At 67.3% G+C, this 24257-nt stretch carries 21 protein-coding genes; 5 read left to right on the top strand and 16 right to left on the bottom strand.

Translation table 11 applies throughout. The features are described from left to right. Positions 1-39 precede the first annotated feature (39 nt). The 3 genes from cobT (at position 40) to ACW9UR_RS02855 (ending at position 4166) form a co-directional block, all read left to right on the top strand. On the top strand, positions 40-1953 hold the full coding sequence (cobT, locus tag ACW9UR_RS02865) for a cobaltochelatase subunit CobT (protein ID WP_458915395.1): 1914 nt from the start codon (positions 40-42) through the stop codon (positions 1951-1953). Continuing rightward, complete coding sequence (locus ACW9UR_RS02860) at positions 1953-3755, top strand: aminopeptidase P family protein (RefSeq protein WP_458915394.1); 1803 nt, start codon at positions 1953-1955, stop codon at positions 3753-3755. Before cobT ends, ACW9UR_RS02860 begins: the two co-directional genes overlap by 1 nt. 66 nt (positions 3756-3821) lie before the next feature. Beyond that, the gene (locus tag ACW9UR_RS02855) at positions 3822-4166 is read left to right on the top strand and encodes a DUF427 domain-containing protein (RefSeq protein ID WP_458916156.1); all 345 of its coding nucleotides are present in this window, start codon (positions 3822-3824) and stop codon (positions 4164-4166) included. Positions 4167-4182: 16 nt separating this feature from the next. Here ACW9UR_RS02855 and ACW9UR_RS02850 read toward each other — a convergent pair whose 3' ends face one another. Beyond that, positions 4183-5859: a chloride channel protein gene (locus ACW9UR_RS02850; RefSeq protein ID WP_458915393.1), complete on the bottom strand. Its 1677-nt coding sequence runs from the start codon at positions 5857-5859 to the stop codon at positions 4183-4185. 248 nt (positions 5860-6107) lie between these two features. On the opposite strand from ACW9UR_RS02850, the gene ACW9UR_RS02845 reads away from it, so the two are divergent. Continuing rightward, the gene (locus ACW9UR_RS02845) at positions 6108-7481 is read left to right on the top strand and encodes an FAD-binding oxidoreductase (protein ID WP_458915392.1); all 1374 of its coding nucleotides are present in this window, start codon (positions 6108-6110) and stop codon (positions 7479-7481) included. A gap of 102 nt (positions 7482-7583) precedes the next feature. Continuing rightward, positions 7584-8135, top strand: a complete 552-nt coding sequence (locus tag ACW9UR_RS02840; RefSeq protein WP_458915391.1) for a L,D-transpeptidase — start codon at positions 7584-7586, stop codon at positions 8133-8135. Between the two features lie 60 nt (positions 8136-8195). Here the strand turns inward: ACW9UR_RS02840 and recN are convergent, their stop codons facing one another. The 15 genes from recN to murD all read right to left on the bottom strand — a co-directional run bounded on the left by recN (position 8196) and on the right by murD (position 24246). After that, positions 8196-9854, bottom strand: a complete 1659-nt coding sequence (gene recN / locus ACW9UR_RS02835) for a DNA repair protein RecN (protein ID WP_458915390.1) — start codon at positions 9852-9854, stop codon at positions 8196-8198. Between the two features lie 21 nt (positions 9855-9875). Further along, positions 9876-10700, bottom strand: coding sequence for an outer membrane protein assembly factor BamD (locus tag ACW9UR_RS02830; protein WP_458915389.1), 825 nt, complete (start codon positions 10698-10700; stop codon positions 9876-9878). Positions 10701-10835: 135 nt separating this feature from the next. Next, positions 10836-11756 carry a UDP-3-O-acyl-N-acetylglucosamine deacetylase gene (gene lpxC / locus ACW9UR_RS02825; protein ID WP_458915388.1) on the bottom strand — a complete coding sequence of 307 codons (921 nt, stop codon included), beginning with the start codon at positions 11754-11756 and terminating at the stop codon, positions 10836-10838. Positions 11757-11981: 225 nt separating this feature from the next. Beyond that, positions 11982-13586 carry a cell division protein FtsZ gene (gene ftsZ / locus ACW9UR_RS02820; RefSeq protein ID WP_458915387.1) on the bottom strand — a complete coding sequence of 535 codons (1605 nt, stop codon included), beginning with the start codon at positions 13584-13586 and terminating at the stop codon, positions 11982-11984. A 215-nt stretch (positions 13587-13801) separates the two neighbouring features. Beyond that, positions 13802-15136: a cell division protein FtsA gene (gene ftsA, locus ACW9UR_RS02815; RefSeq protein WP_458915386.1), complete on the bottom strand. Its 1335-nt coding sequence runs from the start codon at positions 15134-15136 to the stop codon at positions 13802-13804. Beyond that, positions 15133-16008, bottom strand: coding sequence for a cell division protein FtsQ/DivIB (locus ACW9UR_RS02810; protein WP_458915385.1), 876 nt, complete (start codon positions 16006-16008; stop codon positions 15133-15135). Before ACW9UR_RS02810 ends, ftsA begins: the two co-directional genes overlap by 4 nt. Further along, positions 15996-16910: a D-alanine--D-alanine ligase gene (locus ACW9UR_RS02805; protein ID WP_458915384.1), complete on the bottom strand. Its 915-nt coding sequence runs from the start codon at positions 16908-16910 to the stop codon at positions 15996-15998. Before ACW9UR_RS02805 ends, ACW9UR_RS02810 begins: the two co-directional genes overlap by 13 nt. A gap of 57 nt (positions 16911-16967) precedes the next feature. Beyond that, positions 16968-17924, bottom strand: a complete 957-nt coding sequence (murB, locus tag ACW9UR_RS02800; RefSeq protein WP_458915383.1) for a UDP-N-acetylmuramate dehydrogenase — start codon at positions 17922-17924, stop codon at positions 16968-16970. Beyond that, complete coding sequence (locus ACW9UR_RS02795) at positions 17917-18168, bottom strand: DUF2484 family protein (RefSeq protein ID WP_458915382.1); 252 nt, start codon at positions 18166-18168, stop codon at positions 17917-17919. Before ACW9UR_RS02795 ends, murB begins: the two co-directional genes overlap by 8 nt. After that, a complete protein-coding gene (locus ACW9UR_RS02790; protein WP_458915381.1) occupies positions 18165-18410 on the bottom strand; it encodes a hypothetical protein in 246 nt (81 codons plus the stop codon). Before ACW9UR_RS02790 ends, ACW9UR_RS02795 begins: the two co-directional genes overlap by 4 nt. Next, on the bottom strand, positions 18407-19816 hold the full coding sequence (gene murC, locus ACW9UR_RS02785) for a UDP-N-acetylmuramate--L-alanine ligase (RefSeq protein WP_458915380.1): 1410 nt from the start codon (positions 19814-19816) through the stop codon (positions 18407-18409). Before murC ends, ACW9UR_RS02790 begins: the two co-directional genes overlap by 4 nt. A gap of 14 nt (positions 19817-19830) precedes the next feature. After that, positions 19831-20922, bottom strand: coding sequence for a UDP-N-acetylglucosamine--N-acetylmuramyl-(pentapeptide) pyrophosphoryl-undecaprenol N-acetylglucosamine transferase (locus ACW9UR_RS02780; protein WP_458915379.1), 1092 nt, complete (start codon positions 20920-20922; stop codon positions 19831-19833). Next, positions 20919-22082: a peptidoglycan glycosyltransferase FtsW gene (locus ACW9UR_RS02775; protein WP_458915378.1), complete on the bottom strand. Its 1164-nt coding sequence runs from the start codon at positions 22080-22082 to the stop codon at positions 20919-20921. The genes ACW9UR_RS02780 and ACW9UR_RS02775 overlap by 4 nt, the downstream gene beginning before the upstream one ends. 87 nt (positions 22083-22169) lie before the next feature. Next, complete coding sequence (locus tag ACW9UR_RS02770) at positions 22170-22775, bottom strand: class I SAM-dependent methyltransferase (protein ID WP_458915377.1); 606 nt, start codon at positions 22773-22775, stop codon at positions 22170-22172. Between the two features lie 64 nt (positions 22776-22839). Next, the gene (gene murD, locus ACW9UR_RS02765; protein ID WP_458915376.1) at positions 22840-24246 is read right to left on the bottom strand and encodes a UDP-N-acetylmuramoyl-L-alanine--D-glutamate ligase; all 1407 of its coding nucleotides are present in this window, start codon (positions 24244-24246) and stop codon (positions 22840-22842) included. Positions 24247-24257 lie beyond the last annotated feature (11 nt).

Here is a 24257-nt window from a genome sequence, read left to right as displayed (position 1 = left end):
CCCCTTGCCAAAGCCCGGCCCATGTCCAATTACGGAGATATGGCATCCAGCAGCAGCACACCTCCCCGGGGCCACAACGCCCAGGCGCCTTACGGCAAGGGCCGCGACAATCCCGCGGACCCGTTCAAGAAAGCTCTGGCCGAGGCCACCAAGGCGATGGCCAACGATCCCGAGCTTGCGGTCACCTATTCCGTCGATCCGCCAGGCCTGACGAAAGAGGGCGCGCGCCTGCCTCAGGTCACCCGGCGGATGACCCGCGACGAGGTGATGCTGGCGCGCGGCACGGCTGACGCCTTCGCGCTGCGCCGCCGCTATCACAGTGACGCCACGCACACGCGCTATGCGCCGCAGGGACCGGACGCGACCGCGCTCTACGAGGCGATGGAGACCGCCCGCTGCGAGGCGATGGGCGCCCGCGCGATGCCAGGCACCGCCGGGAACATCGACGCCAAGATCGCCGAGGATTGCCGCCGCAAGGGCTATGCCAGCGCCTCGAAGCCCGAGGACGCCTCGCTTGCCGATGCCGCCGGCTATCTGCTGCGCCAGAAGGCGACGGGGCGTCCGCTGCCCAAGGCGGCGCAGACCGCCCTGGACCTGTGGCGCGACAAGCTGGACGCACAGGCCGGCGAGACGCTGGCGCGGCTTGGGGAGGTGCTGGACGACCAGCGCGCCTTCTCACGCACCGCGCGGCAGGTGATCCGCGACCTCGGCTATGGCGACCAGCTGGGTGAGGACCCGGACCTCGAGGACGAGACCGAGCAGGGCGACGAAAGCCAAGAGGAGCAGACCGCCCAGCAGGAGCCCGACCAGGGCGGCGAGGACGAGGAAAAGCCCGACGACGCCGACGCCCGCGAGCAGGAACAGGACACCGAGCAGGTCGACACGCAGACCGCCCATGTCTCGACCGAGGAGCAGGAGGACGCCGAGGAGTCCGAGGAGATGGACGCCGACGACGGCGAGCCTCCGCAGGATCAGTTGCCGCCGCCGGTCTCGGACGCGGACCCGGACTACAAGGTGTACTCGACCAAGTACGACGAGGAGATCGCCGCCGAAGACCTGGCCGATCCGGCAGAGCTGGAGCGGTTGCGTGCCTACCTGGATCAGCAGCTCGAGCCGCTCAAGGGGGCAGTCAGCCGCTTGGCGAACCGATTGCAGCGGCGGCTTCAGGCACAGCAGAACCGCAGCTGGGAGTTCGACCTCGAGGAAGGCACGCTCGATGCGGGGAGGCTGGCGCGCGTGGTTGCGAACCCGACGACGCCGCTCTCGTTCAAGCAGGAGACCGACACCGAGTTCCGCGACACGGTGGTGACGCTGCTGCTGGACAACTCGGGCTCGATGCGCGGGCGACCGATCAGCATCGCCGCGATTTGCGCCGACGTGCTGGCCCGGACGCTGGAGCGCTGCCAGGTGAAATGCGAGATCCTGGGTTTCACCACCCGCGCCTGGAAGGGCGGACAAAGCCGCGAGCACTGGCTGGCGCAGGGCCGCCCGCCCCTGCCCGGCCGACTGAACGACCTGCGCCACATCGTCTACAAGCGCGCCGATGCCCCCTGGCGGCGGGCACGGCCGAACCTCGGCCTGATGATGAAGGAAGGTCTGCTGAAAGAGAACATCGACGGCGAGGCGCTGGAATGGGCGCACCGCCGGATGCTTGGCCGTCCCGAGGCGCGGCGCATCATGATGGTGATCTCGGACGGTGCACCGGTGGACGATTCGACGCTCAGCGTGAACCCGGCGAACTTCCTCGAGAAGCACCTGCGCGACGTGATCGCGATGATCGAACGCCGCCGCGCGGTCGAGCTGATCGCCATCGGTATCGGCCATGACGTGACCCGCTACTACCAGCGCGCGGTGACCATCACCGACGTCGAGCAGCTTGCCGGCGCGATGACCGACCAGCTGGCCGCCCTGTTCGAGCAGGACAGCGGCAAACGGAAGGGGCGCGCTGCCTGATGTTCCAGGACTTCACGACGCCGTCGGCCCCAGAGCTGGGGCCGCCCCGGATCGCCGCGTTGCGCAAGGCAATGGCCGAGGCCGGTGTGCATGGGTTCCTGGTCCCGCGTGCCGACGCCCACCAGGGCGAGTTCGTGGCCGACCGCGACGCCCGGCTCTCGTGGCTGACCGGGTTCACCGGCTCGGCCGGGCTGGCGGTGGTCCTGACGGACGAGGCCGCGCTGTTCGTGGACGGGCGCTATACGCTTCAAGCCGCAACGCAGGTTGACGGCAGCGTCCTGGCGCAGAAATCGATCCCGAAGGACAAGCCCGAGGAATGGGCCGCCGCGACGATGCAGCCGGGACATGTGCTGGCCTATGATCCCTGGCTGCACACGGCGAAGGCCATCGAGACCTGGACCAAGGCGCTGGAGCGTGCCGGAGTGAAGCTAGTGGCCGTGGACAATCTCGTCGACACCGTCTGGGACGACCAGCCTGCGCCGCCGCGCGGCAAGGTCGAGCCGCACCCGCTGGAACTCGCAGGCCGGGGCCACGGCGACAAACGCACCGAGATTGCCGAAGAGATGCGCGACGATGGCGTGCGCGCGGTTGTGCTGACACTGCCGGATTCGATATCGTGGCTGCTGAACATCCGTGGCAGCGACGTGCCCCGGATGCCGGCGGTCCATGCCTTCGCAATCCTGCACAACGATGCGCGGCTGTCGCTGTTCACCGATCCGGCCAAGCTGGACGAAGCTGCACGCAGGCACCTGGGTGCCGAGGTGACCGTTGCGCCTCCGTCCGAGTTCGGACTGGCGCTCGATGTGTTGAAGGGGCCCGTGGGTGTCGACCGCGACTCGGCGCCCGCCTGGGTATCTGATCGGCTGTCGGCGGCGGGGATCGAGATCCGCTGGATGCGCGATCCCTGCATCCTGCCGAAAGCGACCAAGACCGGCGCCGAGCTTGCCGGCGCCCGCGCCGCGCATCTGCGCGATGGCGCCGCGATGGTCGAGTTTCTGTGCTGGCTGGACGAGGCAGTTGCGGGCGGCTCGCTGACCGAGATCGCCGTGGTTCGGGAACTGGAAGCGCGGCGGCGCGCGACCAATGCCCTGCGCGACATCAGCTTCGACACGATCTGCGGCGCGGGACCGGACGGCGCCATCGTCCACTACCGCGTGACCGAGGACACCGATCGCGCGGTGACGCCCGGAGACCTGCTGCTGGTCGATTCCGGTGGCCAGTATGTCGATGGGACCACCGACATCACCCGCACAGTCGCCACCGGACCGGCGGATCCCGAGGCGCGGCGCGCGTTCACGCTCGTGCTCAAGGGCATGATTGCCATCTCCCGCGCGCGCTGGCCCGAGGGGCTGGCGGGGCGCGATCTGGATGCGCTGGCCCGGATCGCGCTCTGGCAGGCGGGAATGGACTACGATCATGGCACGGGCCACGGCGTCGGCGCCTACCTCGGCGTACACGAAGGGCCGGCCGGCCTGTCGCGCCGCAGTATCGAGCCTCTTCTGCCCGGCATGATCCTGTCCAACGAGCCCGGCTATTACCGAGAGGGCGCATTCGGCATCCGGATCGAGAACCTTCTGGCGGTGCGCGCGCCGGACACGCCCGACGGCGGCGACCGGCAGATGCTGTCGTTCGAGACCCTCACCTACGTCCCGATTGACCTGAGGCTGATTGACGTCCATCTTCTGGGCTCGGAGGAGCGAGACTGGCTCGACTCCTATCACCGCACGGTACGGGACCGGCTGTCCCCGCTGGTATCGGACAAGGCACGCGACTGGTTGTCGGACGCGACTCGCGCTCTCTGACACGGTCTCCTTGTGACGGTCCCGTCATAAACCTGCGGTAAGACGCTTTGTGGAGGACTGCGCATGCTGACCAAGACCATCACGATTCGACCCGCAACAGGGCACTGGGTCGTCCGGGCCGGTGGCGCCGTGATCGGCGAAAGCCCGAACGCGCTCGAGCTGATCGAGGAAGGTTATCCCCCGGTAATCTATTTTCCGCGCGACGATATCGAGATGGACTTTCTCGACCGCTCGGACAGCACCACCGTCAGCCCGAACATGGGCCAGGCGACCTATTATTCGATCGGCGCCAAGAGCGGGACACTGCCCGACGCCGCCTGGTCCTACGAGGCCCCGCACGAGGAATACACCCAGATCACCGGTCACGTGGCCTTCCAGGTGCGTGACGGCGTGACCGTCGAACAGCTCTGAACGGAAGCCTCCGCGCTCAGGAATGCTCCTCGCGCGCGATAGCGCAGAGCGCGCGGTTGTAGGCCTTGAGCGCATCGATGTGACTGACCACCCCCAGCACGTCGGGGGTGCCGTCTTCAAGGGGCCGGGCAATCGGCAGATAGCCCGCCCCGCCCTGCTCCAGCATCGGCAGCGCACGCTCGAGCGTGTCTTCGGGCGTCAGCCAGACGCCCTGTTCCACCAGATCCTGGATCTGCCCCATCGACCCCGGACCGCCGTCGCCCAGCGGCACCATCAGGCGGCCAAGCCGGATCGTTGCAGGCAGATAGTCCTGCGGCCCATGCGCCAGCTTGCGCCCGCGCCGCTCGATCACCGTCAGGAAGTAGCTGTGCGCCACCAGCCGCGTGGACAGCGCCGAGGACAGTGACACGGCGACCATCACGGCAAGCCCCGCCTGCCAGTCGCCGGTCATCTCGAAGATGATCAGCGTGGTCGAGATCGGCGCGCCTAGCACCGAGGCAGCCACCGCCCCGGTGCCCGCCAAGGCATAGAGTGCTGCGGTTCCCGAGACCGCCGGGAACAGCGAGGTCGCGACGATCCCGTAGCCCAAGCCGGTCAACGCCCCCAGCATCAGCGAGGGCGAGAACACGCCGCCGCCCATGCGCCCGGCGATGGTGATCGAAACGGCAATCACCTTCACCGCCGCAAAGACCAGAGCCTCGTGCAGAAGCAGGCCCTCGGTCAGCGCGCGGGAGGTCGTCTCGTAGCCGACACCGATGATGTGGGGGAAGAACACCGCGATGCCGCCCAGCAAGGCACCGGCGAGGGCTGGCCGCAGCCAGCGCGGGATCTTCAGTTGTTTCGTGACCGCGTCGCCGAGGTCCTCGGCGATCACCAGCGACCAGATCATCACCGCACCGACCCCGCCACAGATCAGGCCGAGGATCATGAAAGCGGGCAGTTCCTGGTAGAAGTCGAGGGTGTGGATCGGCAGGATGAACTCGGTCACGTCGCCCACGAACAGGCGACTGACCACGGCGCCCGCCACCGAAGCGATCACGATCGGGGCGAAGGCGTGCACCGCGAAATGCCGCAGCACCACTTCGAGGGCGAAGATCGCCCCGGCGATCGGCGCGTTGAAACTGGCCGAGACAGCCGCCGCGACGGCGCAGCCCATCAGGTCGCGTCCCGTCAGCCCGTCGGCGCGGATCAGCTTCGACACCCAGGTTGCAATCGTTGCGCCGAAGTGCACCACCGGCCCCTCGCGCCCGGTCGAGCCCCCGGTCGAGAGCGTCACCAGCGCTGCCAGCGCCGAGGCAAAGCCATAGCGGGTATCGACCCGGCCGTCGCGCAAGGCGGCCCCCTCGATCACCTGGGCGACGGTGTGCGCCTTGCCGTCCGGGGTCAGGGCGTTGAGGATCACGCCGACCACCAGCCCGCCAAGGATCGGGATGGCAACCACCCAGGACCAGTGCAGCGTCGCGAGGTGGCTGGCCAGAACCTCGTCATTGGCGCCGTAGATCAGTTCCTGAAGGGTTTCGATCCCAAGTCGGAAACCGACGGCCGCGAAGCCCGCGGCAATTCCGATGAACAGCGCCACCAGCCAGAACTGCACCGCGCCGAGCCCGCGCGTCCGCACCGTCTTCAGGGCGTGTGAGCAATGCCGCGCCCCGCGATCGAACTGCCCTCTGAGAAGTTCTCCTACCTCCGACATCGCTCAGCCCTGCCTCCCGTCCGGCCGGGGAGCGGCAGTGCGCGGTCGGATCTGGGAACCCATCGGGGCGAACCTCCGGAATCTGTGCGGCTTCCTTTTTCGTGTGCGCCCAGAATGCGGCAGTTTCAAGGGGTCCGGCTGAATTGTGAGACCGGTTGCGCTGCATGTGCGCTCCCGGACACGGTCCTACTTTCCCTTCCCCGGCGCGCGGTCTAGGCTCCGCCGCGACAGAGTACGGGGAGGACCAGATGTCGATCGAAACTGCCGTCGAAAGGCTGCGCGGGGAACTTGGCGACCGCTTCGCGACGACCCAGGCCGTCCTCGAAGTGCACGGCCAGAACGAGGCATGGTTCCCCCAGACACCGCCCGACGGCGTGGCTTTCCCCGGCTCGACCGAGGAGGTCGCCCGCATCGTCCGCATCTGCGCCGAGGAGGGCTGTCCGATCATCCCATGGGGCACCGGAACGTCGCTGGAGGGCAACGCGCTGGCGATCCAGGGCGGCATCTCGCTGGATATGAGCCGGATGGACAAGGTGCTCGCGATCCACGCCGAGGACATGGACGCCGTGGTCCAGCCCGGTGTCACCCGCGAGGCGCTGAACACCGAACTTCGCGCCACGGGCCTCTTCTTTCCGGTCGATCCCGGCGCAAACGCCTCGCTGGGCGGCATGGCCGCGACGCGCGCCTCGGGCACGACAGCAGTGCGATACGGGACCATGCGCGAGAACGTCCTGGCGCTGGAGGTGGTGACGGCGGACGGTCGTATCATCCGCACCGGCTCGCGCGCGCGGAAGTCCTCGTCAGGCTACGATCTGACAAAGCTGATGGTGGGCTCGGAAGGCACGCTCGGGATCATCACCGAACTGACCTTGCGGCTTCAGGGCCAGCCCGAGGCGATCTCGGCCGCGATCTGCCGGTTCGACGACATCCGCGGCGCGGTCAATACCGTGATTCAGACGATCCAGATGGGCGTTCCCATCGCGCGGATGGAGTTCGTCGACGCGATGACCGCGCGTGGGTTCAACATCCATTCGGACGCCGGCCTTCCGGAAGCCCCGCACCTGTTCCTTGAGTTCCACGGCTCCGAGGCAGGCGTGGCCGAACAGTCCGAGACCGTCGCTGAACTGGCGCGCGAAAATGGCGGCGCGGACTTCCAGTGGTCCACCAGGCCAGAAGAACGCACGAAGCTCTGGAAGATGCGGCACGGCGTGCACTACGCGATCATGTCGCTGCGACCCGGCTGCAAGCCGATCGTCACCGACATCTGCGTGCCGATCTCGCGGCTGGCCGATGCCGTTACCGAGACCTGCGCTGATATCGACGCGAGTCCCCTGACGGCAGCGATGGTCGGCCATGTGGGCGACGGCAACTTTCACAGCAGCCTGCTTATCGAACCCGGTAACGAGACCGAACGCGACGTGGCTATGGACCTGGCGGGCCGGATGAACAAACGCGCCATCGGCATGGGAGGTACCGTCACCGGCGAGCATGGCGTCGGCATGGGCAAGATGCGCTATATGGAAGCCGAGCACGGTGCCGCCTGGGACGTGATGGCGGAGATCAAGCGCGCGCTTGATCCGAAGAACATCCTCAACCCCGGAAAAGTGGTGCGTTTCGGCTAGAACCGGCGGATTTTTGCCGCCGTTCAACGACACGTGTCTTGCCTGAGCGCGCGGATTCCGCGATTTTTGGGCACGAGGCATGACTCAGGAGCAGTAATCAAAATGGCCATTGCACGCCGCACCTTTCTGGCTGGGGCCGCAGCGACTCTGGCTGCGCCCGGTATCATCCGCGCCCAGGACACCGGCAGCATCACCCGTCGGGTTTCGGGACTGTCATCGCACCGCTGGGAAGACTACTTCGAGAACCGCGCCAACGGATGCATCCTGTGCGACACCAACGCTCGCGCGCTCTACTACTGGTCGGAAGCCGACCCCGAGCCGAAGATCTTCCCGACCTCGGTCCCGCTGACGGACGAGCTGACCCGCCGCGGCCGTACCGAGGTGGTGTTGAAGCGTCCCGCACCGGAATGGCGCCCGACCCCGGACATGTTGAGCCGCAACCCGGAGCTGCCGGACTACGTCGGCCCCGGCCCCGAGAACCCGCTCGGCACCCGCGCGCTGAACCTCAGCTGGCAGTACTACCGCATTCACGGCACCAACGACGTTCGGAAGATCGGCCGCCGCTCGTCAAACGGCTGCATCGGGCTCTACAACCACCAGATCGAGTGGCTCTACGATCAGGTCGTGATCGGCACGCAGGTCGTGCTGGTCTGATCATCGTACGGATCCGAAACACATGCGCCGGCCCTTGGGCCGGCGTTCTCGTTTTCGGCGTCAGGCAGCGAGGTCGCCCAGCAGTGCCCGCGCGGCAGAGCGCGCTTCCTCGGAAATCCGATCGCCTGACAGCATCCGGGCGATCTCGTCCACCCGCGCTGCCGCATCCAGCGGCATCACCCGCGTCCGAGTCGAACCATCGCTCACGGACTTCGCCACCTGGAAGTGATGCCCACCAAGCGCCGCAACCTGCGGCGAGTGCGTGACCACCAGAACCTGCGCGCCGTCCGCGACCTTCGCCAGTCGCCGTCCGACCGCGTCGGCGGTCGCGCCGCCCACGCCGCGGTCGATTTCGTCGAAGATCATCGTCAAGCCTTCAGCGCGGCGCGACAGGCAGACCTTCAGCGCCAGAAGGAAGCGCGACAGCTCGCCGCCCGAAGCGATCTTGCCAAGGGGCCCCGCTGGGGCGCCAGGGTTCGTGGCGACGGTGAAGTTCACCGCGTCCTGTCCCTCGGGGCCCGGATCGGCCTGGGTGATCCGCGTCTCGAAGACCGCGCGCTCCATTTTGAGCGGCGCCAGTTCCTCGGCCATTTGCGTATCCAGCCGCCCGGCAGCCTCGCGGCGCGCGTCCGTCAACGCGCCTGCAGCGGCGTCATAGGCTTTCTGCGCGGCGGCCTCGGCTTTCTGCAGGCGGTCGATCTCGTCCTCGCCTCCGTCGATGGCCGCCAGCCGCGCGGACAGTTCGGCACTGAGCGCAGGCAGTTCTTCAGGCAGGACGTCATGCTTGCGCGCAAGACCGCGGATCGCGAACAGCCGTTCCTCGGTGCGTTCCAGCCCGTAGGGATCGAATTCCAGGCGGTCGAGGAAACTCTCGGTCGCGGATTGCGCCTCGCTCAGCTCGCTCAAGGCACGGCCCAGAGCGGCGATCGGATCCTCGAGCGCGCCCCCTGCCCGGTCGGCAACCGACTCCAGCCAGCGGATCGCCTCGGCCATCCGGCCCTCGGCACCGTCGGGGCCCATGATCTCGACCGCGCGGGCCACCTCGTCCTTGATGCGAGCGGCGGTCTGCATCTCACGGCGTGCGGTGTCGAGCGTCTCTTCCTCGCCCGGCTCGGGCGACAGATCGGTCAGTTCGGCCACAGAATGGCGCAGGAACTCGGCATCACGGGCAGCCTCGGCCAGCGCGGCCTCGGCCTTCTCGCGTGCCGTGCGGGCGGCGGAGAGCGCCCGCCATGCCTCGCGGACGTCGGAGCGCAGCGTGTCCAACTCCCCGAAGGCGTCGAGCAACGCGCGATGTTCCCGCGGGTCCAGAAGCCCCCGGTCGTCCTGCTGGCCGTGCAGTTCTACCAGCGTCGCAGAGAGCGCGCGCAGCACGTCACCTGACACACGGCGGTCGTTGACAAACCCTCGCTTGCGCCCATCCGCCGAGTTGATGCGGCGCAGGATCAGCTGGTCGTCCGGGTCCAGACCGGCTTCCTCGAGCACCGCGTTGGCGGGGTGCCCCGAGGCCAGTTCAAACACGGCCGTGACCTCGCCCTGATCGGCGCCCTGACGCACCAGTTCGGCGCGTCCGCGCCATCCCAGCACGAAACCCAGCGAATCGAGAAGGATAGACTTTCCGGCCCCGGTCTCGCCCGTAAGGACGTTGAGGCCGGGCTGGAAAGTCAGGTCCAGCGTCTCGATCAGCAGCATGTCGCGGATCGAAAGCTCGCGCAGCATGTCAGCGCAGACCTTTCCCTGTCAGAGCCATTTGCCCTGGATCACTTGCCGGTAGATGCGCGTCAGCCAGCTGTCTCCTGCCGGGTCGAGCGTCAGCCCCTGCCCGGTCAGCAGCGCGAAGCTGTCCTGATACCACACGGTGCCCTGATGGTTGTAACCAAGGATCGCACCGGCGGTCTGCGCCTCGTCGACCAGTCCCAGCGACAGATAGGACTCCACCAGCCGGTGCAGCGCCTCGGCGGTGTGCTGGGTGGTCGGGAAGTCCTGTACCACCACGCGGAAGCGATTGATCGCAGCCGTGTAGTGCTGCTTCTTCAGATAGTAGCGCCCGATCTCCATCTCCTTGCCCGCGAGGTGGTCGAGGGCGAGGTCGAACTTCAGTTCGGCGGATTTCGAGAAGTCGCTGTCGGGATAGCGCTCGATCGTCTCACGCAAGGCCTGAAGCGCATCGAAGGTGGTTGTCTGATCACGCGCGACATCGGCAATCTGATCGTAGTAGCTGAGCGCGATCAGGTACTGCGCGTAGGCCGCGTCTTCGTCGGCAGGATAGAAGTCCAAGTAGCGTTCGGCTGCGGCACGGGCGTCCGTGAATCGCTTTGCATCGTAGTAGGAGAAGGCGGACATGATCATCGCCCGCTTCGACCATTCGGAATACGGGTAAAGCCGTTCGACCTCGTCAAACAGACGGCCGGCGTTGACCGGACGGCCTGTTTGCAATTCACGTTCCGCCGCAAGGTAGATTTCCTGCGCGGAACGGCCGTCGACATCAGGCAGATCGCCGTCACCGCTGCCGCCGCAGGCCGTCAGAATCGTCAGCAATGTAAATAGGGCTGCCGCCTTGTGCACTGTCGCGCCTCTGCTCCTGTTTCCGGTGCGAACACCGGTGCCGGATTTGACCTAGCACACCCACGACGGGGACGAAAAGACCGGCCGGATCGAAACCCGCCGGTCCGTGTTCAAGCCGCCGCTTGTTGCTGCGGTTCAGACTGCCGCCGCGAGGTCCGCGGGACGGATACCGAAACCCGGCAGACGCTGGACCAGCTCGGGAGGGCAGACCACCCGCTCGACCGCGCCCTCTGTCGCAAAAAGCTTGCGCAGCAGCCGGTTTGTCGCTCCGTGGCCGGCTCGCAAACCGGTGTAGGCACCCAGGATCGGGGCTCCGGCCAGCGACAGATCGCCGAGCGCGTCGAGCATCTTGTGCCGGACGCATTCGTCGGTGCGACGAAAACCCTCGGGGTTCAGCACTTCGGCACCGTCGATCACGACGGCGTTGTCGAGCGTTCCACCCAAGGCCAACCCGCGTGACTGCATGTAGTCGACCTCGGCCCGACGGCAGAAGGTGCGGCAATCCGACAGCTCGCGCACGAAAGCGCCGTTGGCCATGTCGAGCGTGTGCATCTGGTGGCCAATGGCAGCGTCTGGGAACTCAATCTCGAACGAGATCGACAGCCCGTCGAACGGCGCCAGTGAGGCGCGTACGTCGCCATCTTCCAGAACCACTTCCTTGCGGACGCGCCAGGCGGTAAGCGGCTCGCGGGTGCTGATCAGACCAGCGCCCACAATCTCGCGGACGAAGCGGCGGGAGCTGCCGTCCATGATCGGGATCTCGGGGCCGTCGATGTCGACCAGCACGTTGTGCAGGCCGCACCCGGCGAAGGCCGCCATCAGGTGCTCGACCGTCGAGACCGAGACGCCGGCGGCGTTGGTCAGCCGCGTGTTCAGCGTGGTGTCCGAGACAAGGTCGAAGCGCGCCGGGATCACCGGGTCGCGGTCGGTCACGTCGATGCGGCGGAAGCGTACGCCGGTTCCGGCGTCGGCAGGTCGCAGGGTGATGCGCGCGGGGCGGCCTGAGTGCAGGCCGATGCCGACCATCTGGACATCTTTCTTAAGCGTCGTCTGCACGGCCTCTCCTTTCGCCCGTCTTGTCGCCACTACGCCTGTACTTCGTGGCGCCGGGCTTACCGGTACTCAACTAGGGTCTGGGTAAGCCGAGGGTCAGGGTGGAACAACTCACATCGTGTGACGAATTCCTACAAACTGCAGCAAAGTCCTGATTCCAAAAGAAAGCGGGCGCCCCGGAGGGACGCCCGCGAATACTTTGGCGAATATCCGCCTATTTCCCTAGCGTCAGTTCGCCTGGCGCCGCAGGAAGGCGGGGATTTCGTTCGGGTCACGCTCCACTTCGCCGCTGCGCTGGGGCTGTTCGGCCTGGGCCTGCTGAGGGCGCCGAACGGCACCGCTGGCATCCCGGCCGCCGGTCATCTTGTGGATCAGGTTGTTGATCGCGAAGCGACTCTGCTCTTCGGCGTGCTGCGCGGGCTTGTGAGCCGGCTCGCGGCGCTCGGCTTGAAGACGCGGGGTCGCACCGCCCTCGGGGTTGTGCGAGACCGCAGCCTGGAGGCGCGCAATGGTTTCGGGCGAAGGCTCGCCCGGTTGGCGCAGACCTGCGGCTTCGACCGGAGCCGGCTGCGGTTCGACCTGTTCGACCTGCGGTGCCGGCTGCGGCTGCTCCACGGCCTCGAAGCTCTGCTGCACCGGGGCCGGAGCCTCGGGCTGCCGGGCCTGCGGCTGGCTGGCGGGCTGGACGTAAGCCGCCGGAGCCGGGGCCGCCGGTGCCTCGGCCGGCGGTGTGTCTTCGGCGCGCGTGTCGATGAAGCTGCGGCCCATCGGGGCTTCGGCCTGCTCAGGCTGCGGAGCCGGCTCGGGCGTACGGCGCGCCGGGGCAGCCGATTGGCGCTGCGGCATCGGGGTCTCGACCTCGCCCTGGGCGACGTCGATGCCAGTTGCGACGACCGAAACGCGCATCTGGCCTTCCATATCTGGATCGAGGGTCGAACCGACGATGATGTTCGCCTCGGGATCAACTTCCGAACGGATCCGGTTCGCCGCTTCGTCCAGTTCGAACAGGGTCAGGTCGGTACCGCCGGTCACGTTGATCAGCACGCCGCGGGCGCCCTTGAGGCTGATCTCGTCCAGAAGCGGGTTCGCTATGGCCTTCTCGGCCGCCTGAACCGCGCGGTCCTCGCCCTCGGCCTCGCCGGTGCCCATCATCGCCTTGCCCATCTCGTCCATCACCGAGCGGATGTCGGCGAAGTCGAGGTTGATGATGCCCGGGCGAACCATCAGGTCGGTGACGCCCTTGACGCCCTGATAGAGAACGTCGTCCGCCATCGAAAACGCCTCGGTGAAGGTCGTCTTCTCGTTGGCGAGGCGGAACAGGTTCTGGTTCGGGATCACGATCAGCGTGTCCACGACGCGCTGCAGTTCCTCGACACCAGCCTCGGCCTGACGCATGCGCTTGGCGCCTTCGAACTGGAAGGGCTTGGTCACGACGCCGACGGTCAGGATGCCCATTTCGCGCGCCGCACGGGCGATGATCGGGGCCGCGCCGGTGCCGGTCCCGCCGCCCATGCCGGCGGTGATGAAGCACATGTGCGCGCCCGATAGCTGGTCGACGATCATCTCAATCGATTCTTCGGCCGCGGCCGAGCCGACCGCCGGACGGGCGCCAGCGCCAAGGCCCTGGGTCACCTGGACGCCCAGTTGCAGCTTTTGCTGCGCATTGTTCTGGGCCAGTGCCTGAGCGTCGGTGTTTGCCACCACGAACTCGGCGCCTTCCAGGTTCTTCTCGATCATGTTGTTGACGGCGTTACCGCCGGCGCCGCCGACACCGAACACGGTGATGCGGGGACGCAGGTCATGCTGCTCGGGCATGCTGAGAGTCAAAGCCATGGATGTATCCGCCTGTATCTGCCGACCGCTTTCTGGGCACGGTTCGTGAAAAGTCCTGCTGATTCTGTAACGTAAACCATGATCTGCGTGAGGTCACGGATTTTGTGTCGAATCGGCGAAGGCAAGCCGTATCTGGTGATTCGCCATAGGAGAACACCAGATCGCGGCCTGTGAGGCGGTTGAAACAGTCGCGCCCGGGACGCGGCGCGTAAGGGTTACCAGTTCTCCCTGAACCAGCGGATCGCGCGGCGCACGCGGCGGGCCCCGACGCGATCGGACGGCATCTCGAAATCCCAGCATTCGTCCTGCGGGGCCGAGGCGTGAAGCGCCAGCCCGACCGAGGCCGCGAAGGCGCTGCTGGTCGCGGCCTGCGGCAGGCCCTGAACGCGCAGCGGCTTGCCGACGCGCACCTGGCGCCCGAGAATGCGCGCGGCGAGTTCCTCCAGCCCCGGCACCTGCGCCGAGCCGCCGGTCAGAACGATACGCTGACCCTGGAGGTACTCGAACCCAGAGGCGTCCAGGCGGTCGCGGACCTCCTCGAGGATCTCTTCCATGCGAGGGCGCATCACCCCAATCAGTTCCGAGCGCGAGATCTGCTGGCGATCCCGCTCGGAGCCCTCGAAGGCCGAGGGGATCTCGATCAGGTCGCGGTCGTCGGCGCCAGTCGCCAGAACGCCGCCGTTCAGCGTCTTGATCCGTTCGGCGGTTGCCATCGGGATGTGCAGCCCCTGGCAGATGTCCGAGGTCACGTGATGCCCGCCCATCGGCACGGTGTCGGCATAAATCATGTGCCGCTTGGCGAAGATCGAAATGCCGGTGGTGCCGCCGCCGATGTCGATGCATGCAGCGCCAAGTTCCTGCTCGTCCTCGACCAGCGCGGCAATCCCGGCGGCATAAGGCGCGATGGTCAGGCCAGCGAGTTCCAGGTCGCAGCGGCGGAAGCAGTGCAGGATGTTGTGGACGGTCGCCGCATCCACCGTCAGCAAGTGCATGTCGACGGCCAGCCGGGCGCCGATCTGACCGCGCGGGTCGCGCAGGCCAGTGCGGCTGTCGAGGGTGAAGTTGACCGGTAGCGCGTGCAGCGCCTCGCGGCCGTGCCCGTAATCGGGCACCTCGCAGGCGGCAAGGGCGTGGCCGACGTCCAGTTCGGACACCTCGCCGTTCTCGACGCGAACCTCGCCGGACAGTCCGTAGGAGCGCGGACCACCGCCGCCGAAGCTGGCGATGACGTGGTCGACGCGAACGCCTGCCATCTTCTGCGCGGCCTGAACGGCGGTACGGATGGCACGTTCGGTCTCGTCCATAGCGGTGATCTCGCCGCAGCGGACGCCGCGCGAGCGCGTGGTGGCGGCGCCGATCACGCGGAACGCCCCGTGTGTCAGGCCGTGACGGGTCTGGCGTTGCTCGGCGTCTTCGCTGCCAGGGGCGAAACGAAGGACAAGGCAGGCGATCTTGCTGGTGCCGATATCCAGCACCGCCACGACACCGCGCCGCAAGGCGGCCTCACGGCGCGCTCTCATGGCGCGCTGCGCTTCGAACACATGGCTCATGCGTCGCGTTCTCCCTCGGGGTTGCGTAGTGCCTGCATGGTTTCATACGCCTGCGGACGCAGGCGCAGGATCGGGCGGCGCCCATCGCGCATGTCGACATGGCTCAGGTCGCGGCCGAAAATGTCTTCCGCGTCGTCGAGCGCCAGGGCGCGGGCCAGCGCCGCTTCGGCCTCGACAGCGGGCAGCATGACGGTGATGCCGTTCGCAAGTTCCAGGTTCCAGCGCCGCGCGCCAATGCGGACCAGACCGCGCATGCGAGCTTCGAGCGGCGCGGCGAGCTTGAGAAGCGACAAGGCCTCGGCTGCGGCCTCGTTGGCACCCTCACCCGCAATCAGCGGAAGCTCGGGCCAGGCTTCGCGACCCTGGGCGGCGCCGACGCGGAACCCACCCTTGTCCAGCAGGTCAAGCGAGCCATCGGACCGGCGCCAGAGGATCTGCGGCGTGCGCTCGGCGACAGAAATCTTCAGCGTGCCGCCGCTCTCGATGCGGACGCTGGCGCTTTCCACCGCCTCTAGTGCAACGACGCGGTCGTGCAGTTCGCCAAGGTCAAGGTCCATCGAGCTGATCGGGAAGGCGATGTCGAGCACCGGGCCGAGTGCCTCGGTCAGTTCCTCGCTCACCGGGTTCAGCTCCAGCCGCTCGACCCGCAGCGCGGGGTGCGCGGCGATGGCGTCGCGGGCGGCCTGGGTACGCTCGGCGACGGCCTGCCGTACGCCTGGGTCCGTCGCGGCGGCTGCGACGCACCAGGCAAGCACGGCGACCGGCAGGCCGATGCGCACGGAATTTCGGATGGCGGGACGCAGCCACAGGCGTTCCAGTCGGTACTTCAGCCGACTTGGCGCGGGGTCGCGCGGCGCCTTTACCGGAAGCATGAGGCGTCTCCCACCATCCAGGAGACAAGCTGGCCGAACGAAATACCCTCGTGGGCGGCTTGCTCCGGCACCAGAGACGTGGGGGTCATCCCTGGCTGCGTGTTCGTCTCGAGAAGGATCAGCCCCTCGAGCCCCTTCGTTTCATCCCAGCGGAAATCGCTACGCGACACGCCGCGGCAGCCAAGCGCCCGGTGGGCGGTCGCGGCATGCGCCATGCAGGCGTCGAATATCTCGGACGGCAGGTCGGCGGGCACCACATGGCGCGAGCCGCCAGCCTTGTACTTGGCATCGTAGTCATACCAGCCCTCGGTCACGATATCGGTTACGGTCAGCGACCGGCCATCCATGACCGACACGGTCAGTTCCCGGCCCGGTACGAAGGCTTCGACCATGACCATCTCGGGCATCTTGTCGTCCAACTGAGCGGGCGCGTTCGCCTGCTCGTGAACGATGTAGACACCGACCGAGGATCCCTCGTTGTAGGGCTTCACCACATAGGGCGGCGCGATCGGGTGTGAGCTACGAGCCTCATCGGCGGTGACGAGTCGGCTTTCGGCGACCGGCAGACCGGCGGCAGCGAAGGCTTCCTTGGCGCGAATCTTGTCCATCGCAAGCGCCGAGGCCAGCACGCCGGAGTGGGTGTAGGGTATGCGCATCCATTCCAGGATGCCCTGCACGCAACCATCCTCGCCCCAGCGACCGTGAAGCGCGTTGAAGACGACATCGGGTTTTTCGGTGGTCAGCCGGGCGCACAGGTCGGCGCCGGCGTCGATCTCGACGACCTCGTAGCCCTCGCCCCTCAATGCGGCCGCGCACTCACGACCCGACGACAGCGAGACCTCCCTCTCCGCAGAGGGTCCGCCCATCAGGACCGCGACGCGGGGAAGTGTCCTGCTCGACATGACCCGCCTCGATACGCCCCGGATCGACTCTGACGGTCGTCTCGGGGATTGTTCTAGTTACTTGTCGGACGGGGCCACTGGTTTAAGAGGTTCCCCCACCCGCATGATTTCCCACTCTAATTCTATGCCTGAATTTTTGAGAACCGTTTCGCGGACCTTCTCGCCCAACTCTTCGAGTTCTGTGGCAGAAGCGCCACCCTCGTTAATCAGGAAATTCGAGTGCTTCGGCGACATGCGCGCCCCGCCCAGCCGCGCGCCGCGCAGGCCTGCATCATCGATCAGCTTCCAGGCCTTCAGGTCATGCACATCGTCGTCGCGCCCGGTCGACGAATAGCCCGCCGGGTTGCGGAAGGTCGACCCGCACGAGCGGTCGCGGACCGGCTGGCTGGCCTCGCGCTTGTCGAGCGCGTCCTGCATCGCCGCCTCGATGTCCTCGGGCGCGCGAAACGGGCCGCGCAGCACGGCCTCGACGATCAGCGTATCGGCGGGCAGCTGCGTCGAGCGATAGGCGAATCGCAGGTCCTCGGGGGACAGGCGCAGCACCTCACCCGAACGGGTTACGGCCGTCACTTCGGTCACGACATCGGCGGTGTAGCGGCCATAGCAGCCAGCATTCATACGCACCGCACCGCCGATGCTGCCGGGAATCGTGCGCAGGAACGCAAGGTCAACGCCCGCTTCGGCGGCGCGCTTTGCAACCTGCGCATCCAGCGCGGCGGCGCCGACGCGCGCCGTGTCGCCCTTGATCTCGATGCCGTTGAACCCGCGGCCAAGCCGGATCACCACCCCCCTGATCCCGCCATCGCGGATGATCAGGTTGGAGCAGACACCGACCGGGAACACCGGCACATCGGCGGGCAGACCCCTGAGAAACGCGGTCAGATCGTCGAGGTCCGCAGGCTGGAACAGTACCTCGGCCGGGCCGCCGACGCGCAGCCAGGACAGGTCGGCCAGCGGCCGGTTCGGGGTCAGCCGCCCGCGCACGGCAGGCAGGCGGTCGATAATGTCAGGCATCGGCTTGCCCCTTGAAGTGGCGCCAGGCGCGCTTTGCCCAGTGGATCAGCAGAAGCCGGAACTGGAACAGCCCCAGCAGAAAGAATCCCACCGCCCAAGGCGGCCCGAGATCGCGCCACAGGAACCACAAAATCGGCAGCGCCGCCAGCATCAGCGTGTAGGCGATCGTCCGATGCCAGCGGTTGGGCGTCGCCCCCGCCGCCGAGCAGAGGAAGATCCAGAGCAGTGCGGCAAGCTGGGTCATCGGCTCTCCCGCAGGCGCTCCGCGGCGCGGCCCAGAAGGTAGTGCGCCCCGTAGCGATATATCGACAGTACGCAGACGAGAAACAGCGCCGTCCAGAGCACGCTAAAGTCCGCCGCGATCAGCAACAGCAGACACGGGACCGGCAAAGCGGCCGCATAGGGCCGGTGCTGCGGATTGGGGATGAGCGCGACCGCCGAGACCAGGATGATCCAAACGCGGCCGGGGGCCGCGCTCCAGATCATTCGGCAGCGACCTTGGTCATCGCCTCGGGCAGCGCATGGGCCCAGCCGCTGATCGAACCCGCGCCCAGGCAGACCACCATGTCGCCCGGCTTGGTCTCGGCCTTCAGCAGTTCGGACAGCAACGCCTCGTTCTCCAGCGCCAGGGCACGGCGATGGCCGTGGGTGCGAAGTCCGGCGACCAATCCGTCGCGATCCGCGCCTTCGATCGGGTCCTCGCCCGCCGCGTAGACGTCCGAAATCACCACGGTGTCCGCGTCGTTGAAGCAGGTGCAGAAGTCCTCAAACAGGTCGTGCAGGCGGCTGTAACGGTGCGGCTGGTGCACGGCGATGATCCGCCCCTCGGTCGCCTCGCGGGCGGCCTTGAGTACGGCGGCGATCTCTACCGGGTGGTGACCATAATCGTCGATGATCGTAACACCATTGGCCTCGCCCACGCGGGTGAATCGCCGGTTCACGCCGCCGAAGTTCAGCAGCGCTTTTCGGATATCGTCATGCGCGATCCCGAGGTGCCGCGCCACGGCCACCGCCGCCAGCGCGTTCGAGACATTGTGCGCGCCCGGCATCGGCAGGGTCAGACCGTCGATCACGTCGCCCTCGGAAGCCAGCACCACGTCGAAATGCGCCTTGCCTTCGGCATAGCGCAGCCCCACCGCGCGCACGTCCGCCTGTGGGTTGAACCCGTAGGTCATGACCCGGCGATCGTGGATCTTGCCGACCAGTGACTGCACTTCCGGGTGGTCGATGCAGCAAACCGCGACGCCGTAGAACGGGATGTTGGACACAAACGTGTGGAAGGCCGCACGCAGCGTGTCGAAATCCCCGTAGTGGTCCATGTGCTCGGGATCGATGTTGGTCACGATGGCAATCGTGGCAGGCAGCCGGTTGAAGGTGCCATCGCTCTCGTCCGCCTCGACGACCATCCACTCGCCCGCGCCCATCCGGGCGTTCGAGCCATAGGCGTGGATGATGCCGCCGTTGATCACCGTCGGGTCCACCCCGCCGCCGTCCAGCAGCGCGGCGACCATCGACGTTGTCGTGGTCTTGCCATGCGTCCCCGCGACGGCGACGTTGTTCTTCAGGCGCATCAGTTCGGCCAGCATCTCAGCACGGCGGACGACCGGCAGTTTCAGGCTGCGCGCGGTGTCGAGTTCCGGGTTGCCCGGCTTGATAGCCGACGAGATCACGATAACCTCGGCGCCTTTCAGGTTGGCGGCCTTCTGCCCGATGAAGATCGTCGCGCCTTTCTCGGCGAGGCGGCGGGTGATCGGGCTTTCTTTCAGATCGGACCCCTGCACGGTGTAGCCGTGGTTCAGCAGCACTTCGGCGATCCCGGACATGCCGATGCCGCCGATTCCGACGAAATGGATCGGGCCGATGTCCTGGGGCATGCGGGTCTGCGCATTCATGGGCGTCTTCTCCGTTATCGGGTCCGGGCGGAAAGCTGCTCGACAAGGTCGGCCAGTGCGGTTGCCGCTTCAGGCTTGCCCAGCGCACCTGCGGCACTTGCGGCGCACGAGGCGCGCTCGGGGTTGCCGAGGATCGCGGCGATATGCCCCGCGAGGCTTTCCGGTGTCAACTCGGATTCCTGCAGGGTGACGGCGGCCCCGGCCTCGGTCAAGCCGCGCGCATTGGCGGTCTGTTCGTCGCGGACGGCCGCCGCATAGGGGATGAAGATTGCCGGCCGACCAATGGCCGCGATGTCCGCGACCGAGGAGGCGCCTGAGCGGCAGATGACCAGCTGCGCCCGAGCCAGACGCGCGGGCATGTCGTCGAAAAACGGACGGATGTCGGCGGGCAGGCCCATGTCGGCGTAGGCGCGGCGCACGGCCTCGGCATCCTCGTCGCGGGCCTGTTGGGCGATGACCAATTGGCCGCGCATGTCCTCTGGCAGCAGCGCGACCGCCTCGGGCACCTTGCGCATGACCGACGCGCCTTGCGAGCCGCCGAACACCAACAACTCCAGCGGGCCGTCGCCCGGCGGGTGATAGGGCGCGCCCGCGCATTTGCGGATCGACGAGCGCACCGGGTTGCCGATGTTCCGGCCCTCGACGCCCGACGGCAACTCGGTCGGCCATGTTCCGCAGGCGACCGCGTTCACGCGGCGGGCGAAGATCTGGTTCACCCGGCCCAGAACGCCGTTCTGTTCGTGGATCAGGCGCGGGCGGCGTAACACCCAAGCGCCGCTCATGGCGGGGATTGCCGGGTAGCCGCCGAAGCCCGCCACACAGGCCGGGCGGTCGCGCAGCATCGACCAGAGCGCGCCCAGCACGCCCATGCCGATCTGCACCGGCGTCATCAGCTTTGCGAGCATTCCGCCGCGCGCAAAGGACGACGAGCGCAGCACGACACGCTCGACCGCCTGCGGGAAGCCGCCCGCGTAGCGCGCCCCCCGCGAGTCGGTGGTAAGCTTAACACGCCAGCCGCGCGCGAGCATTTCCTCGGCCAGGGCCTGGGCAGGAAACATGTGCCCGCCGGTGCCGCCGGCGGCGATGACCAGAAGCGGCGCGCTCATCGTCCGCGCCCGATGATCTCGGACAAGTGGTCCTGCGGGCGCTCGCGGGTCAGCGCCAGCAACATGCCAAGCGACAGGCCTGCGGCGACCAGCGACGAGCCCCCATAACTGACGAAGGGCAGCGTCATGCCCTTGGCGGGCAGCAGCCGCACCGCGACGCCGAGGTTTATCAGCGCCTGCATGCCAAAAAGTACCGAGAGGCCAGTGCCGGCAAGGCGCACGAACGGGTCGCGCTCGCGCAGCAGGCGGATCAGCGAGCGGATCACCACGGTCGAGAACAGCGCGATCACAAGCAGGCAGATCAGCAGGCCGTACTCCTCGGCGGCGACGGCGATGATGAAATCGGTGTGGGCGTCGGGCAGAGACCATTTCACCGTGCCCTCACCCACGCCGACGCCGAAGATCCCGCCTTCCTGGATGGCGTTGGTGGCGAAACCGATCTGCGTACGCGGGTCAATGTCCGGCGACAGGAAGCCGTCGATGCGGCGGGCCACATGCTCGGAATTGGCATAGGCAAACAGGCCCGCGCCCAGCACCGCGACCGCAATGCCGACCAGCAGGATGATCGAGGCCCCGGCCACGAAATACATCATCGACCATGCAGCGAGGATCAGGCAGGCCTGCCCGAAGTCCGGCTGCAGCGCCAGCATCAGCGCCAGAAGCACCGCGACAATGAACGAGAGCGTCTTGCCCGGCGGGCCAGACAGATCATAGCTGCCGGCCATCATCCAGGCGGCGAAGGCGACGAATGTGGGTTTCAGGAACTCCGACGGCTGCACCGAGGCGAAGCCCAGCGAGTACCAGCGCGTCGCGCCCTTGCCGAAATCCGTGCCCAGCACCGGCAGCAGCGCCACTGCGACGGTGGCTGCCACGAAGCCCAGGACCGCCTTGCGGCGGATCTCGGTCGGGGATAGCATCGACACCAGTACCATTGCGCCCAGTGCGACGATGCCGAAGAACGCCTGACGATAGACGTAATAGAACGCATCCAGCCCGTTGCGCGCGGCCAGCGGCGGCGATGCGGCCAGCCCCAGCATGATCCCAACGAGGAAAAGCCCCACCACGGCGCCGAGCGACCAACGGTCGATCGTGCGCCACCAGCGCGGCAACAACGGTTCGCCGGGTTTCGCGACGACCGCGCCGTACACCATCTCGGTCATGATGACCTGCCCAATTACTGCCTCTGGCCCCTCTTGTTAACGAGGTGGCCTTATGTTGTACCGACTACCCTAGCGGTTTTGGACGGTTCAGGCCAGCTTTTCGGCAAGCCAGACAGTATGGAAATCACTCTCCGGGTCCTCGGGGCGGTAGAGGAGCGGCCGGAGCCCGTTCTCGGCCATGAGCTTGCGGTAATCCGCGGGATCGAGCGAGGCATGGTAGACCGGCTCGTCTCCGACACGCCCCTCGGCCTCGCCTGCCTCGGGGCCGGTGGTCAGCAGCAGCCTCGCGCCGGGCAGCATGTGGCGCGCGAAGATCGGGAACATGGTGCGCTGGTAGGCAGGCGCGAGGTGGAAGAAGCTGTCCCAGGCGAGGATGGCCGAGAACCGCTCGGCCAGGTCGAGCATCCGCATGTCGGCCCGCACGAAGCGCGCCTCGGGGACAGAGCACCGGGCGATGTCGAGCATCGGCTCGGCACAATCGACGCCGGTGACCTTGAAGCCGCGCCGAACGAGATCCGCCGCGATCGGTATGCCGGAGCCGCAGCCGAGATCGAGAACCGTCGCTCCTTCCGGCAGATGCCCGGTCAACCGGTCCAGCCACGCGGACTCGATCTCGAGGCCCTTGGGCCGCTCGCGGTCCCAGCGGGCGGCCTGGCGACAGTAGGTGGCGTGGATATCCTGGGGCCGTGTCATAGCGCCTCGGGGCTGTCGCCGGATGCCTCCGGCGGGGATATTTGAGGAACGTGGAAGGCTTGGATCACGCCTTTTCTTCAAGCGCGCGCACGAGAGCGATGAAATGATCGCCGCGATGCTCGAAGCTGGGGTACTGATCGAAGCTGGCGGCGGCGGGGGCGAGCAGCACCGTGTCGCCGGGCTGCGCCTCGGCGGCAGCAGTGGAGACGGCGGCCTCGAGCGTTCCGCAATTGGTGTGCGCGGTCTGGCCCAGCGTGGCCGCGAAAGCCGGGGCGCACTGGCCGATAAGGTAGGCCTTCGCAATGCGCTCGAAGAGCGGCTGGAGCGGCTTGATCCCGCCTTCCTTCGGCACACCGCCGGCGATCCAGCGGATGTTGTCATAGGCCAGCAGCGCCTTTTCGGCGGCATCTGCGTTGGTGGCCTTGCTGTCGTTCACGAAGGTCACGCCGCCGATGGTGGCGATGACCTGGCTGCGGTGTTTCAGGCCCGGATAGCTGCGCAGCCCCTTCTCGATCTGCCGGGGCGCGAGACCGAGGGCCCGCAGGGCAGCCCACGCCGCGCAGGCATTCTGGTGATTGTGCGCCCCGGGCAGCGTCGGAATATCGCGCAGGTCGACCGAGGCCACCTGCCGTGCGTTGCGCCACTCCGCCAGGAACCCCTTGCGGGCGAAGACCGACCAGCCGTCCTTGATCTGCATGGTGTTGGCGATGCGGATAACCGGATCGCCCGAGCCCGTCACCTCGCGCATCTGGTTGGCGAGCACACGGCCCTCGGGGGTGTCGACACCGATCACGCTGCGCTCGGGGCCGCCTTCGGAGAACAGGCGGCGCTTGGCCGCGAAATAGCCGCCGAGACCGCCGTGGCGGTCAAGATGGTCCGGACTGAGGTTCAGGAAAACCGCGATGTCGGGCGCGAGGGCGCGGGCAAGCTCGGTCTGGTAGGAGGAGAGCTCCAGCACCACGACCTCGCCCTCCTCGGCCGGATCGAGATCCAGCACGCCGCGGCCGATGTTGCCGCCCATCTGCGTCGGGCGTCCGGCTTCCTGCAGGCAGTGGTGCAGCAGTGCGGTGGTGGTGGACTTGCCGTTTGAGCCGGTCACGCAGACGACGCGCGGCACCGGGTCCATCTCGGCCCAGTCGTCGGTCGCCCACGAGCGGAAGAACAGGCCAACGTCGTTGTCAACGGCGACGCCCCGCGCATAGGCCCGCTCGATGATCGGGTGCGGCGCGGGGTAGAGATGCGGAATGCCGGGCGAGACGATCAGCGCGACCATGCCCTCCCACGCGGGATCGCGGCGCAGGTCGCCGATTTCGAACCCTTCGGCTTCGGCCTTCTCGCGCGCGCCGTCGCTGTCGTCCCAGCAGACCGGGACCGCGCCGCCCGCGGCCAGCGCGCGCGCCGTGGCGAGGCCCGAACGGCCGAGACCCAGTACGCCCACACGGTGTCCGTCAAAGCCCCTGACCGGGATCATGCGTCTTTCCT

The organism is Halovulum sp. GXIMD14794 (assembly GCF_054457455.1).
This window is presented reverse-complemented; position numbering and strand designations above follow the sequence as displayed.

Coding starts and splice junctions, on each gene's coding strand:
- cobT (WP_458915395.1), top strand. CDS start 40: ATGGCATCCAGCAGCAGCACACCTCCCCGGGGCCACAACGCCCAGGCG.
- ACW9UR_RS02860 (WP_458915394.1), top strand. CDS start 1,953: ATGTTCCAGGACTTCACGACGCCGTCGGCCCCAGAGCTGGGGCCGCCC.
- ACW9UR_RS02850 (WP_458915393.1), bottom strand. CDS start 5,859: ATGTCGGAGGTAGGAGAACTTCTCAGAGGGCAGTTCGATCGCGGGGCG.
- ACW9UR_RS02845 (WP_458915392.1), top strand. CDS start 6,108: ATGTCGATCGAAACTGCCGTCGAAAGGCTGCGCGGGGAACTTGGCGAC.
- ACW9UR_RS02840 (WP_458915391.1), top strand. CDS start 7,584: ATGGCCATTGCACGCCGCACCTTTCTGGCTGGGGCCGCAGCGACTCTG.
- recN (WP_458915390.1), bottom strand. CDS start 9,854: ATGCTGCGCGAGCTTTCGATCCGCGACATGCTGCTGATCGAGACGCTG.
- ftsZ (WP_458915387.1), bottom strand. CDS start 13,586: ATGGCTTTGACTCTCAGCATGCCCGAGCAGCATGACCTGCGTCCCCGC.
- ftsA (WP_458915386.1), bottom strand. CDS start 15,136: ATGAGCCATGTGTTCGAAGCGCAGCGCGCCATGAGAGCGCGCCGTGAG.
- ACW9UR_RS02810 (WP_458915385.1), bottom strand. CDS start 16,008: ATGCTTCCGGTAAAGGCGCCGCGCGACCCCGCGCCAAGTCGGCTGAAG.
- ACW9UR_RS02805 (WP_458915384.1), bottom strand. CDS start 16,910: ATGTCGAGCAGGACACTTCCCCGCGTCGCGGTCCTGATGGGCGGACCC.
- murB (WP_458915383.1), bottom strand. CDS start 17,924: ATGCCTGACATTATCGACCGCCTGCCTGCCGTGCGCGGGCGGCTGACC.
- ACW9UR_RS02795 (WP_458915382.1), bottom strand. CDS start 18,168: ATGACCCAGCTTGCCGCACTGCTCTGGATCTTCCTCTGCTCGGCGGCG.
- ACW9UR_RS02790 (WP_458915381.1), bottom strand. CDS start 18,410: ATGATCTGGAGCGCGGCCCCCGGCCGCGTTTGGATCATCCTGGTCTCG.
- murC (WP_458915380.1), bottom strand. CDS start 19,816: ATGAATGCGCAGACCCGCATGCCCCAGGACATCGGCCCGATCCATTTC.
- ACW9UR_RS02780 (WP_458915379.1), bottom strand. CDS start 20,922: ATGAGCGCGCCGCTTCTGGTCATCGCCGCCGGCGGCACCGGCGGGCAC.
- ACW9UR_RS02775 (WP_458915378.1), bottom strand. CDS start 22,082: ATGACCGAGATGGTGTACGGCGCGGTCGTCGCGAAACCCGGCGAACCG.
- ACW9UR_RS02770 (WP_458915377.1), bottom strand. CDS start 22,775: ATGACACGGCCCCAGGATATCCACGCCACCTACTGTCGCCAGGCCGCC.
- murD (WP_458915376.1), bottom strand. CDS start 24,246: ATGATCCCGGTCAGGGGCTTTGACGGACACCGTGTGGGCGTACTGGGT.